The organism is Brucella anthropi (assembly GCF_046630315.1).
GTDB classification, from domain to species: Bacteria; Pseudomonadota; Alphaproteobacteria; order Rhizobiales; family Rhizobiaceae; genus Brucella; species Brucella anthropi_A.
The window spans coordinates 189,319-201,997 of sequence record NZ_LQBD01000036.1 but is presented as its reverse complement, the minus strand read 5'-3'; the positions used below and the strand labels follow the sequence as shown (position 1 = coordinate 201,997).

Below are 12,679 nucleotides of genomic sequence, written 5' to 3'. Positions count from 1 at the left end.
GTATTAAGTACATTTATATTTGGCTTTTATGGAATTAATGAAGGTTATGCGGCGCCTGGTATATTCATAAATGACGGCACTGACAACGGCTGCATCTGGACATACGATGCAGCCAATAAGACTATAATGGGAACTTATAGCGGAAATCTTAGCCCCGGTGGAAAGAATACCGCTACGGTAAATATGAATAATGATTTGGGAATACCGTCCACTGGAGAGCTTGGTGCAGCGACTATAAAATGTGTGCCTACGGACAAGGCCACGCAGACGGATCGGGTTCTCTTCTATGGCAATAATGATAGCAGCGGCTCACGTTCGCTGACCCTCGGTGGGGAATTGTTTGTCAATAGTGGAAGGTTTGGCCTTGGGGGAGGGGATGCGAACAAGGGGATGAGAATCGGTTCCCTGGCAACGCTCGACGGTCAATCCGGCCTGAGAGCATTGGCCATAGGAGCCGGAAACAACCCCACTCTTGCCTCCGGCTCAGATGCCATTGCGATTGGAACGACAGCAAAAGCTGCAGGTGATACCGCAATAGCAATCGGTGGGAATTCAAATGCCTCTAGCTGGGCAGCCGCGCTTGGTGGGAAGGCAAATGCATCAGGCTATGGAAGCACCGCGCTCGGCCCAACCGCTGTTTCTGGAGGAGCTAGCTCGGTTGCAATTGGTGATACGTCCAAAGCTGTCAATAAGAACGACGTTGCGCTGGGGGCGAAATCGGTAACTGCACAAGCAGTCGCGACGACAAGCACCACCATCAATGGCAAGCAGTATAACTTTGCTGGCGCCAAGCCGATTGCCACGGTGTCGATCGGGACGGCTAATAATGAACGCACCTTGACGAATCTCGCTGCGGGCCGTCTGACTGCGACCTCTACGGACGGGGTTAACGGCTCACAGCTTTTTGCCACCAACCAGTCTATCGACACGCTGGGTGCGACAGTCAAAACGCAGGGAACCTCCATCATGGCATTGCAAACCGGCAGTTTGCAATGGAATTCCACTGCGTCGGCATATAGTGCTGCTCACAATGGCACCTCCTCCAGCAAGATCACAAATGTTGCCGATGGCGCTATATCGGCATCGTCCACGGATGCCGTCAATGGTTCACAGCTCTATGCCATAAGCCAAAAGACGGGTTCTGGGGGCTGGAACCTGTCGGCGAATGGCAAGAACACCACCAAGATAGCGCCCGACACGACCGTGGATATGAGCAATGGCGACGGAAATATCGTTCTGACGCAAACAGGGCCCAAACTGGCTTTCGATCTCGCCAAGGATGTTTCCATTGACAGCCTGACGGCCGGTGCAAGCACGCTGAATGCGAATGGCCTGATGATTGCCGGCGGTCCCAGCGTGCTGGCGGGCGGAATTGATGCGGGAAACAAGAAAGTGTCCCATGTGGCAAAGGGTCTTGTGGATGCAAATTCCAGTGATGCGGTCAACGGTTCCCAGCTTTTTGACACCAACGATAATATCAAGACGCTGGACGGAAAAGTCACAACGCAGGGAACCTCCATCGCCACATTGCAAGCCAATAGTTTGCAGTGGAATGCCGACGCGTCGGCGTTTAGCGCTGCTCACAATGGCGCCTCCTCCAGCAAGATCACAAATGTTGCCGATGGCGATATATCGGCATCATCCACGGATGCGGTCAACGGTTCGCAGCTTTATACCCTAAGGCAGCAGGCGGGGGCGGGCTGGAACCTGTCGGCGAACGGCGGGGATGCCAGCAACATAGCGCCCAACACGACCGTGGATATGAGCAATGGCGACGGAAATATCGTTCTGACGCAAACAGGGCCCAAATTGGCTTTCGATCTCGCCAAGAATGTTTCCATTGACAGCCTGACGGCCGGTGCAAGCACGCTGAATGCGAACGGTCTGACGATTGCCAGCGGCCCAAGCGTGCTGGCGGGCGGAATTGATGCGGGAAACAAGAAAGTGTCCCATGTGGCAGCGGGCAGCGTAGACGCAAATTCCGACGATGCGATCAACGGTTCCCAATTGCATAACGTCGCCAAAAGCATAACCGATCAGCTTGGCGGCGATGCTGCCATTGACGCGGATGGAAAGATTCGTGGGCCAAGCTATGTGATCCAGGGCACACAGCATCAAACGATCTATGATAGCTTCAGCGCCGTGGATGATAACCTCACCGCACTCAAGCAGCAGGTGTCGGGCATCAGCGACGGGGGCGGGATCAAGTATTTCCACGCCAACTCAACCGGGGCCGACAGTCGGGCTACGGGGGAAAATTCCATCGCTGTCGGGCCTGACAGTGTTGCGTCCGCAACGGACAGCGTGGCAATGGGGCGCAATGCCGTGGCTTCCGATGCCAATAGTGTCGCGCTGGGAGCGGGATCAAAGACTGCGGAAGTGGTTGCGACCACCGGCACAACGATCAACGGACAGCGTTATGCATTCTCCGGAGACGCGCCGGTCGGCACCGTATCGGTCGGCGACAAGGGGGCTGAACGCACCATTACGAATGTAGCTGCCGGGCGGATTGCTGCGGATTCAACCGATGCTGTCAACGGCTCGCAGATATATGCCACCAATCAGGCAATCGGAAACCTGCAGTCGAACGTTGCGGATATCAGCCAGAACGGCATCAGATATGACACAACGCCTGACGGGAAGCGGGCCAACTCCGTCACCTTGCAGGGTGGAGATCCGAATGCGCCTGTGGTCCTGTCGAATGTTGCTGCCGGCGTGAAGCAAAACGACGCTGTAAACGTCGGGCAAATGGAAGCAGCCTCGACAAAAACGCTCGCTGATGCCAAGCAATATACCGACGATGTGGCCATTCAAACCCTCGGTCAGGCCAACAGCTATACCGATGGGAAGATTGACGCCCTCAATCAGGATATTGCAGGGCTGCGTGGCGATATTGGCGACGTTCGTTCGGAAGCCCGCCAGGCGGCAGCGATCGGTCTTGCTGCGGCTTCCCTTCGCTATGATGAACGCCCCGGCAAGCTCAGCGCGGCTGTTGGCGGCGGCTTCTGGCGCGGAGAAGGTGCATTTGCAATGGGGTTTGGCTATACCAGCCTGGACTCCAAGTTCCGGACCAATGCCTCGATGACCACCGCAGGCGGCAAGGTCGGCGCTGGTGTCGGCCTGAGCTATACCTTCAACTAGGATCGCACGCCAATGCTTGCGACATATCGGATCGGCAGGATGTTTTTGGTCTTGTCCTGCCTGATTCTGGTCTTTCTGCCCGGCGGCGTTGCCGCCGGGCAGAAGGGAAAACAGGGCCGCCCGCCGCAACAGCCGCCGCAGTCGCAAGCCGTTGCAATGACACCCGGTTTTGCGGTTAAGCCTGGGGATGTAACCATTCCTGATGGCGTGCCGGTGGGGCAATATCGCCGCATCATCCGGCCTTTTCAGAACTGGACGCAGATCTGCGATGAAAACCTGAAAGCCAAAAAGCGGGTCTGCAACATCAGCCAGACAGTCGTTCATGAGACGGGCATAACGGTATTGAGCTGGTCATTGGCCGCAACGGAAACAGGGCAGCCTTTCATGATTGTCCGGGTTCCATCCATGGTCGGGCAGGGGAAAGACATTCAGCTTGATTTCCGTGACAAGACGGCGCCCATCAAGATCCAGACCACGGGATGTGACCGGAATATCTGCCTTTCCTATCTGCCGGTAGGGCCGCGCATGCGTGTCTATATTGCGAAGGGAAACATGCCGGAGATTTCCTATGATGTCCCCGACAGGCAGGGCCAATCCAGCCGGATTTCGTTTCTTGCGCCGCTTCAGGGGCTCTCCCAGGCGCTTGCAGCGATCTGAACGGGCCGACTGTAAGGAGCAATGCCCGTATTAAAAAAAACGCCCTCCCGGAAAACCGGAAGGGCGTTTTTCATAATATAGGCGGTTCGTAGCTTATTTGCGATCGCGCGCCGCAAGCGTGCGCAGGCGCAGCGCATTGAGCTTGATGAAGCCTGCTGCGTCCTTCTGGTCGTAGGCGCCCTGATCGTCCTCGAAGGTGACGAGCTTGTCGGAATAGAGCGACTTGTCGGACTCGCGGCCGATCACCATCACATTGCCCTTGTAGAGCTTGAGCGTGACTTCGCCTTCGACATGGCGCTGGCTGTGGTCGATGGCCGCTTGCAGCATTTCGCGTTCCGGCGAGAACCAGAAGCCGTAATAGATCAGCTCCGCATAGCGCGGCATCAGCTCGTCTTTCAGGTGCGCCGCACCGCGGTCGAGCGTGATCGATTCGATGGCGCGGTGTGCGGCGAGCAGGATCGTGCCGCCCGGCGTTTCGTAGACGCCGCGCGACTTCATGCCGACGAAGCGGTTTTCCACGAGGTCGAGACGGCCGATGCCATTGTCGCGACCGTAATCGTTGAGCTTGGCAAGAAGGGTCGCAGGCGACAGGCGCTCGCCATTGATGGAAACGGCATCGCCCTTTTCAAAGCCGATCTTGATGATCGTTGCCTTGTCGGGCGCGGTTTCCGGCGAAATGGTGCGCATATGCACATATTCCGGCGCTTCCTGCGCGGGGTCTTCCAGCACTTTGCCCTCGGATGAGGAGTGCAGCAGGTTGGCGTCGACGGAGAACGGCGCTTCGCCCTTTTTGTCCTTGGCAACCGGAATCTGGTGCTGCTCGGCGAATTCGAGCAGATGCGTGCGGCTCTTGAACGACCAGTCGCGCCATGGGGCGATGATCTTGATGTCCGGGTTCAGCGCATAGGCCGAAAGCTCGAAGCGAACCTGGTCGTTGCCCTTGCCGGTGGCGCCATGCGCGATGGCATCGGCGCCGGTCTTCCTGGCGATGTCGATCAGATGTTTGGAGATCAGCGGGCGGGCAATCGAGGTGCCGAGCAGATAGACGCCTTCATAGACGGCATTGGCGCGGAACATCGGGAAGACGAAATCGCGCACGAATTCCTCGCGCACGTCCTCGATGAAGATTTCCTTGATGCCCAGCATTTCCGCCTTCCGGCGGGCCGGTTCAAGTTCCTCGCCCTGGCCGAGATCGGCGGTGAAGGTCACGACTTCCGCGCCCAGTTCCGTCTGAAGCCATTTCAGGATGATCGAGGTGTCGAGGCCGCCCGAATAGGCGAGAACGACTTTCTTAACGTCTTTCCACTTGCTCATAGTTCACTTCCGTCTGATGCGGTGCGGTTGGAGCGGGAACTCCAACAGATATATCCGCAAGTCTTTTATCAGTTGCCAAGCCGCGTGCAAGCCGAGACTTGTCGCTAAAACTCATGCTTATTACGTGATCTGCGGTTCGCCGACTTCGTAAACCACCAGATTGCGGTCGCCGATGCCAAGCCCGGGCCATGCCGCGCGCCATTCGGCAATATGGGCGGAGGCGAAATGCCGGTCGAGCGCGGCACGGTCGCGCCACATCTCCTTCACATGGATGAGCCCCGGTTCGAGCACGTCTTCGGCATAGAAATAGTCCACACAGCCATCTTCCTCGCGACTGGCCGAAATCATGCACTGCATGGCCGCGCGCGCCTTGGCGCGGTTTTCCGGCGGCAAGCGGACGGTTCCCACGATCAGCAGCATTTCTGTCTCCATTCGACTGTTGGCCAGTTTCAATTGTGAAAATTTTATTCTAGCGTGCGCCATCTCCTGGAGCACATTTCGATGTCTTTTCTGACAAACCTGACCTTCATTCCCGAATGGACGATTTTTGTCCAGTTCGCGATAGCAACCGCGATCCTTTCCATCACGCCCGGCCCCGACATGACGCTTTTCGTAGGCCGCGCCCTGTCCGAAGGCAAGGCGGCGGGATTTGCCTGCATGGCCGGCGCCAATACCGGCATCGTCATTCACACCAGCATGGTGGCGCTCGGTCTTTCGGCGCTCATTCTGGCGTCTCCCGCGGCCTTTACGGTGCTGAAAATGGTGGGGGCGGGCTATCTGGTCTGGCTGGCCGTGCAGGCGATCCGCAAGGGATCGGCCTTCTCGCCCGAAAAGAATGGCGGCAGGAAGCACACGCTGTTCCAGAACTGGCTGACGGGGCTCGGCATCAATCTTCTCAACCCGAAGATCATCCTGTTCAACATGACCTTCCTGCCGCAGTTTGTCTCCGCGCATGACCCCCATGCCATGGGCAAACTGTTCTTCCTCGGCCTGTCGTTCATTCCGTTGGCGCTGCCCTTCACCGTTCCGATGGTGCTGGCGGCGGACAAGTTTGCCGGGCTTCTGAAAAAGAACCCGACCGTGACACGCATCGTGGACTGGATGTTTGCGGGCGTATTCTCGGCCTTCGCGCTGAAGATCATCACCGCACAGGCGAAATAAAACCCTATTCTTCCGGGCGGGACAGAAGCCGCCCGGCATTGCGGCCCGCCAGCAGCCAGTAGACGAAGCTGCCGACGACGCCGGCGCCTGCAATGGCTGCGATCCAGAGCGAACTTTCCGGCACGCTGCGGCCGTCATTGAATGGAAGCGATGCGCCTGCGGCGGCAAGCCCGATCAGGGCGCCCGCGCCGCAATAGAACAGCGATGATTTGTAGCCGCGCGCTTCCGCCAGAATGATGAGGATGAGCGCAGGCACGAAGCTGAACCCGCCAGCCATTGCCGCAAGCACGAAACCGCCGACGAAGACGGCGCCCCAGAAGCTTGTGGCCGCAAAAAGCGCACCGGTATCCATATCGCTCGCCATCATGACGACGTCATTCATGATAGAATCGACCCCGAGGGTGCGGAACAGGACTGCGGCCAAAAACCAGCCTGACACCAGGACGCCGCAGCAATAGCCGAATACCACGATGACGAAGCGCGTTATGTAGTCGAAAGTATCGTTCAAGCGCGCTCACCCATCGGTTTATTCGCCCAATTAATCGCCCTATTATTCACCATGCCCGGCAATCATCATGGCTTCGAGGGCGAGACGCTCGCTCTTGCGCAGGCGCTCGGATTCCGATTTCAGCTGACCGCAGGCGGCGAGAATATCGCGGCCGCGCGGGGTGCGGATCGGCGAGGCATAGCCGGCCGCGTTGACATAATCGGCAAATTTCTCGATCTGCTCCCAATCCGAGCACTGGTAGTTGGTGCCGGGCCACGGGTTGAACGGGATCAGGTTGATCTTGGCCGGAATGCCCTGCAGCAGCTTCACGAGAAGCTTTGCATCTTCCAGGCTGTCATTGATGTCCTTCAGCATCACATATTCGAAGGTGATGCGCTTGGCGTTCGACAGGCCGGGATATTCGCGGCAGGCCTTGATGAGCTCAGCCAGCGGATATTTCTTGTTGATCGGCACCAGGATGTCGCGCAATTCGTCGCGCACGGCATGCAGCGAAATGGCGAGCATGACGCCGATCTCGTCGCCGGTGCGATAGATTTCCGGCACGACGCCGGAGGTCGACAGCGTGATGCGGCGCTTGGAAAGGGACAGGCCGTCGCCATCGGAGGCGATCAGCAGGGCCTTCTTCACTTCCTCGAAATTATAGAGCGGCTCGCCCATGCCCATCATCACGATATTGGTGATCTTGCGGCCTTCGGCGGGAACCATGGCGCCGTCGGGCGTATCCTTGTCCGGAAAATCGCCAAGCCGGTCGCGGGCGGTCAAAAGCTGCGCCAGAATTTCTTCCGAGGTCAGGTTGCGCACCAGTTTCTGCGTGCCGGTATGGCAGAAGGAACAGGTGAGCGTGCAGCCGACCTGAGAGGAAATGCACAGCGTTCCGCGGCCTTCCTCGGGAATATAGACGCTTTCGATTTCGACCGGACGACCGGCGCCGCGCGGCGGAAAGCGGAACAGCCACTTGCGGGTGCCGTCCTGCGAGATCTGTTCCTCGACCACTTCGGGGCGCTGAATGGTGAAATGCTGCGCCAGAAGGGCGCGCAGGTCCTTGGAAATATTGCGCATATCGGCGAAATCGGAAACGCCGCGCACATAGAGCCAGTGCCAGAGCTGGCTGATGCGCATCTTCACCTGACGCTCGGGCACGCCGACCTTGATCAGCGCTTCAGCCATTTCCTCGCGCGATAGGCCGATGAGCGACGGCTTTGCCTCCAGGCTGGCGCGCGCATGGCGGGCAAGCTGGTCGCGCGTATCATCAATGGTAAGGTCGAACGAAATGGACATCTGTTTTCAACTGTTGGAGGGCGACCACGATCCCGCGCGCCAATAAAGCTTCCAGATTATCTGGGCCGATTGCATGGATATATGGGATCGATCATCTTTCCATATGCGATGCGAGCCCTGTTGCGCGCGCTCTTAGCACACAATAACGCATTCGTCATCCCACATGAAATCCGGTCTGCCATGCATATATGCAGTTCAAAAGCAAAAGCCGGGCTTGGCGCCCGGCTTTGAAAGCTCAAATCTTTCAGTCTTGTGGATTATTTGCACTTCTGGATCGCGGCCAGTGCTGCGGAAATGCCTTTGAGCGAATAGGTATAGCTGGTCTTGGTGCCGCGCTTGGACTGTGCCTGCACCTTCATGTCGGAACCGCCGCGCATGGCCGCGATGAGCTGGGGCTCTTCGGCTGCATTTTCCATCCAGCCGGACTTGCCGTTGACGAACATGTTGAAGCTGCGGTTGCCGATGGTGACGATGACCTTGGCATTGGGGTTGAGGTCGTAACCGGCCATGAACTGCGGTTCGAACGAGATGTTCTGTCCGGGTTTCTGGCTCACGAGGAAGAAGTTGTCACCGTGATCGACATTGGCCGGGGCCTTTTCGGTCGGTACGGAGAGGACGTAGCAGACCTTGCCGTTACCCGACTGATAGCTGTAGGCGCCCCAGGCGTTGAACTGGCTGATCTGGCTCGGGGTCTGGGCGAGTGCCGAGCCCGCCATCCCAATCATGAACACAGAAGCCGCGACGATCGATTTTCCAAGCATTGGTTTTTACCGGTTCTCTTTCGTTTGCTTCAAACTTGAATATCGGGATGCCGCCGTTCATCACGCCGTCCCGCTCAGTTGCCGATTAAATTGCCTTAATCTGGGTTACCAAACGGTGAAGTTTCGAAATAAAACTTGAATAAGCAGCCAAATCGCCCCGCCATCCCTGGTTCAGTTGAATGAAAAGAAAGCGGCGTCAGTAAGGCAGTCGGTTAAGGCAATAAGGCAGTAGGGCAGTAGGGCAGTATGTTAAGGGAATAGGGGAATAAGGGAGTAGGGGAGTATATTTTGGTTGCGCATGACCGCAACCACCATAACCTTCACTGCCCTACTGCCCTACTGCCCTACTGCCCTACTGCCCTACTGCCCTACTGCCCTACTGCCCTACTGCCCTACTGCCCTACTGCCCTACTGCCCTACTTCATCCTCGAGCGCCTGCCGCGCGGCCAGCCGGTGCGCGGGCGTGATGTGGACGCGAACGGCGGTCAGCGCCGCCATCAGCACGGCAACATCGTCCGTGAAGCCGATGCCCGCCAGAATATCGGGAATGGCGTCGAACGGCAGGACAAAATAGGCGAGCGCTGCCATCAGCGTCATGCGCACGCGGGTCGGCGTCTTCTGGTCGAGCGCGCAGTAATAGGCGGCGACCACCTCATCCATGAACGGCACCATGCGACCGGCGCGGCGCGCGGCCTTCCAGAAACCGTTCTTCACCCGTTCGCTGCGCTTCTTGAATTCGCTCTCGCTGCCGGGTTCGAGGATTTCACCGATTCTGACGTCATCCATTCTCGTTCAACTCCTGCCGTCCGATTGTCATTGTCGAATGCGGCTACGACCGGATAAAATGGGGAGTTCGCGCCGTCCTTGCAAGTCCGCTTCGATTGGCCCGCAGCCCGATCCTGCAAGAACCATCAGCTACAATGCCCCCGTCAAATCCCCAAAATACAGATTCGACCAGCTCGCTTCCACGCCGGAGCGATGCCGCATGAATGGAGGTTTCGATGCATTTGACCGGCTATGGGGAGAACTTCATCCGCAGCGACCGTTCAACACGGCTGTTTCGCGGCAACCAGCTGCTTGCCGCCGCCAGCGAAGACGATCATGTCGCCATCGACCTGTTCGATGCCGGTTGTTATGACGCCGCCGTCTATCTGCGGTTTCTCTTCGGCGCCGGAATTTCGCTCAACACGCTGCGTGGCACATCCGGCCAGAACTGGATACCGATCCTGAATTTCAGGGCAGGCGAACAATGGAACGGCTATTCGGCGCTGCCTTTCGGGCAGGCAATCGGCTTTTACGACGTTCAGGCCGGGCACATCTTCCATGCCGCCATTTCGCTTGGCGATGTCTATATACGCGGCGTCCATGGCGGAAAACTCGGGCAGAACTGGCAGGATCGCACCAACCTGACCCGCGTTCTTCCCTATTCGAGCCGCAATCCCGACGGCAGCTTCAACTATGATCGCCGGAAGATTTACGTATATATCTCAAAGCTTTGAATTCAGGCCAGGGCGTTCATCCTGCGGGCAAGCCCGATGTCGAGCTCGGTAATGCCGTTCTCGCTATGGGTGACAAGCGTGACATCGACACGGTTATAGACATTGAACCATTCGGGGTGATGGTCGAGCTTTTCCGCGTGAAGTGCCGCGCGCGTCATGAAGCCGAAGGCGGCATTGAAATCCTTGAACCTGAAGCTTTTGGCAATCGCCTCACGCCCCTCGACCTTCTGCCAGCCATCCAGTTCCTTGAGCGCTTCGTTGAGTTCACTTTCCGTCAGCCGGTTGCGTGCCATCGTCTTTCGCCTATGTTGCGGTTCCTGAGATAACCTACCATAAGCGCGAGAGTTCCGTGACGGTGTCAGTTCCAACAAGCATTCTTTTCGTTTGTGCAGGCAATATCTGCCGTTCTCCGCTTGCCGAAGGCGTGATGGGCCATGTGCTGGAAAAGCGCGGCATCCGCCATGTGCTGGTCGATTCTGCGGGAACCAACGGCTATCATACCGGCGAGGAGCCGGACGAGCGTTCCATCCGCGTCGCGGCGCGGCATGGCCTCGACATTTCCGCGCAGCGCTGCCGCCAGCTGATCGCAGGTGATTTCAGCCGTTTTGACCTGATCCTCGGGATGGACCGCTACAATATGCGGATGATCGCCGGGCGACAGCCTGCAAATGCAAGCGCGCATATCGGGCTTTTCACCGAGATCGCCGAAGGGCGGGCGGTTGAAATCCCCGATCCCTATTATGGCGGGACCGGGGATTTCGAAACGGTTTACCGGATGGTTCTGGCAGCTTCCATCGCGCTTGCCGACCAGTTCTGGCCGGAACGGGACACGGAGACCAGAGGCCAGGCTTCCTCCACGATATAAGGTCCGCCGCCGACGGAATCGCGTGACGACATCAGCACGAACCGTCCCACCTTGAAGGGCAGCGTCGCGAAGTTGCCGCGTGAGGACAGATAGCGCGCCACATCGTCGATGCGGGCGTTTCTGAGCCGCGCCAGTGTCACATGCGGCGTGAACTTGCGCGGGTCGGCTGGAATGTGCAGCCGCTGGCAGATCCGTTCGATTTCCGCCTGCAATGCGTTGAGTTCAGGCGAGGGGGATACACCCGCATAGATGCTGTGCGGCTTCTTGGAGCCGAAAGCATGGACACCCGACAGGTTGAGCATGAATTCGGGCCGCCGCACGCGGTCAAGCGCATTGGCAACCTCGTCGGCCACGTGGCCTTCCACATCTCCGATAAAACGCAGCGTTATGTGGTAGTTTTCGACATCGATCCAGCGTGCGCCGGGAAGGCCGCCTCGCAACAACGAGAGCGAAAGCGCGGCGTCGCGCGGGATTTCGAGGGCAGTGAAAAGACGCGGCATAAGGCATCCTCCTCGAAGCGTTCCCTGTCAGAGCGCCTGCATCCGACTGGATGCGTGAAAGACGCTCCAACCCAGAGAGTCAGTGCATCGTTCCATCGAAGATGATTCGATATTTGCCGATGCAGCTTGAGCGAATCAAAGTTTTATACCGGGGGCAAGCTGTTTATGCTCCCGGCCGGCGTCAGCCTCCCGATGTCCCCTTGTTTTGCATGTTCGTCAGGCTCTTTTCGATAGTGGGCATGAAGTTGGACACCATCGTTTCGACGCCCTTTTCATTGGGGTGCATTCCGTCCTCGAGCAGAAAATCCTTTCTGGTTGCTACGCCGTCGAGGAAAAACGGGTAGAGCGGCACGCCATATTTCTGTGCCAGCTTCGGATAGATCGGGTTGAATTTGGCGGCATAATCCTTGCCCATGTTGGGCGGGGCCATCATGCCGGCAAGAATGACCGAAATGCCGCGCTGCTTGAGGCGCGCCAGCATGTCGTCGAGATTTTTCTCGGTAATGTCGGGTTCGATGCCGCGCAGCGCGTCATTGGCGCCCAGTTCCAGGATCACGAGGTCGGTGCCGTCGGGGACCGACCAGTCGATGCGCGACAGCCCGCCCGTGGTCGTATCGCCGGATACGCCCGCATTCTCGATGGAGACTTCGTATCCCTTGTCGTCCAGCGCCTTTTCAAGCTGCTGCGGAAAGGCGGCATTGGCCGGCAGGCGATAGCCCGCCATCAGGCTGTCGCCGAGGCCGACGATCCGGACCTGCGACAGCTGCTCGGTCGGCAATGCGTCTTCAAGGCCGGTCGGCTCTTCCTGTGCGCTCGCCGTCATGATGGGACTTGCCGCCGTGAAAGACGCAATCGCCGCAAAAATCGGGAGCCATGCCGGAATTGAGAGTTTGAAACGCATTGTCGAAAACCCATATTTGAGGGGCTGTGGGCAAATGGCCCGCCGGACTTCTCTACAATGATTGGCGCAACATAAGTTCAAATTTGTGGCGCGC

Annotated in this window: 14 protein-coding genes; 5 read left to right on the top strand and 9 right to left on the bottom strand. The window is 58.0% G+C overall.

Annotation, left to right across the window (positions count from 1 at the left end; translation table 11 throughout):
* Both AVM02_RS16785 and AVM02_RS16780 read left to right on the top strand, forming a co-directional pair.
* Positions 1–3,141: YadA-like family protein (locus AVM02_RS16785; RefSeq protein WP_411508054.1), on the top strand; the 3,141-nt coding region annotated here is incomplete at its 5' end.
* Positions 3,142–3,192: 51 nt separating this feature from the next.
* Positions 3,193–3,798, top strand: coding sequence for an invasion associated locus B family protein (locus tag AVM02_RS16780; RefSeq protein WP_411508053.1), 606 nt, complete (start codon positions 3,193–3,195; stop codon positions 3,796–3,798).
* Between the two features lie 93 nt (positions 3,799–3,891).
* On the opposite strand, the gene AVM02_RS16775 is transcribed toward AVM02_RS16780, so the two are convergent.
* Together AVM02_RS16775 and AVM02_RS16770 are read right to left on the bottom strand one after the other, a co-directional pair.
* On the bottom strand, positions 3,892–5,112 hold the full coding sequence (locus tag AVM02_RS16775; RefSeq protein WP_411508052.1) for an argininosuccinate synthase: 1,221 nt from the start codon (positions 5,110–5,112) through the stop codon (positions 3,892–3,894).
* 120 nt (positions 5,113–5,232) lie between these two features.
* Positions 5,233–5,532, bottom strand: a complete 300-nt coding sequence (locus AVM02_RS16770; RefSeq protein WP_411508051.1) for a putative quinol monooxygenase — start codon at positions 5,530–5,532, stop codon at positions 5,233–5,235.
* A gap of 81 nt (positions 5,533–5,613) precedes the next feature.
* On the opposite strand from AVM02_RS16770, the gene AVM02_RS16765 reads away from it, so the two are divergent.
* A complete protein-coding gene (locus tag AVM02_RS16765) occupies positions 5,614–6,273 on the top strand; it encodes a LysE family translocator (protein WP_411508050.1) in 660 nt (219 codons plus the stop codon).
* Positions 6,274–6,277: 4 nt separating this feature from the next.
* On the opposite strand, the gene AVM02_RS16760 is transcribed toward AVM02_RS16765, so the two are convergent.
* From AVM02_RS16760 to AVM02_RS16745, 4 genes are all read right to left on the bottom strand, one after another.
* Positions 6,278–6,781: a hypothetical protein gene (locus tag AVM02_RS16760; protein ID WP_411508049.1), complete on the bottom strand. Its 504-nt coding sequence runs from the start codon at positions 6,779–6,781 to the stop codon at positions 6,278–6,280.
* A gap of 42 nt (positions 6,782–6,823) precedes the next feature.
* Positions 6,824–8,059, bottom strand: a complete 1,236-nt coding sequence (gene rlmN / locus AVM02_RS16755) for a 23S rRNA (adenine(2503)-C(2))-methyltransferase RlmN (RefSeq protein WP_411508048.1) — start codon at positions 8,057–8,059, stop codon at positions 6,824–6,826.
* 257 nt (positions 8,060–8,316) lie between these two features.
* A complete protein-coding gene (locus AVM02_RS16750; protein ID WP_411508047.1) occupies positions 8,317–8,820 on the bottom strand; it encodes an invasion associated locus B family protein in 504 nt (167 codons plus the stop codon).
* 408 nt (positions 8,821–9,228) lie between these two features.
* Entirely contained in the window at positions 9,229–9,606 is a 378-nt protein-coding gene (locus AVM02_RS16745) for a YkvA family protein (protein WP_411508046.1), read from the bottom strand.
* A gap of 215 nt (positions 9,607–9,821) precedes the next feature.
* Between AVM02_RS16745 and AVM02_RS16740 the strand changes: the two genes are divergently transcribed.
* Positions 9,822–10,319 (top strand): hypothetical protein, encoded by a 498-nt coding sequence (locus AVM02_RS16740; RefSeq protein WP_411508045.1) that lies wholly within the window; start codon positions 9,822–9,824, stop codon positions 10,317–10,319.
* Positions 10,320–10,321: 2 nt separating this feature from the next.
* On the opposite strand, the gene AVM02_RS16735 is transcribed toward AVM02_RS16740, so the two are convergent.
* Complete coding sequence (locus AVM02_RS16735) at positions 10,322–10,612, bottom strand: 4a-hydroxytetrahydrobiopterin dehydratase (RefSeq protein WP_411508044.1); 291 nt, start codon at positions 10,610–10,612, stop codon at positions 10,322–10,324.
* A 56-nt stretch (positions 10,613–10,668) separates the two neighbouring features.
* On the opposite strand from AVM02_RS16735, the gene AVM02_RS16730 reads away from it, so the two are divergent.
* Positions 10,669–11,184, top strand: a complete 516-nt coding sequence (locus AVM02_RS16730) for a low molecular weight protein-tyrosine-phosphatase (protein WP_411508043.1) — start codon at positions 10,669–10,671, stop codon at positions 11,182–11,184.
* On the opposite strand, the gene thpR is transcribed toward AVM02_RS16730, so the two are convergent.
* Together thpR and AVM02_RS16720 are read right to left on the bottom strand one after the other, a co-directional pair.
* Positions 11,088–11,684: an RNA 2',3'-cyclic phosphodiesterase gene (thpR, locus tag AVM02_RS16725; protein ID WP_411508042.1), complete on the bottom strand. Its 597-nt coding sequence runs from the start codon at positions 11,682–11,684 to the stop codon at positions 11,088–11,090. The two genes, AVM02_RS16730 and thpR, sit on opposite strands and share 97 nt — an antisense overlap.
* Before the next feature lie 181 nt (positions 11,685–11,865).
* Entirely contained in the window at positions 11,866–12,585 is a 720-nt protein-coding gene (locus AVM02_RS16720; protein ID WP_411508041.1) for an arylesterase, read from the bottom strand.
* Positions 12,586–12,679 lie beyond the last annotated feature (94 nt).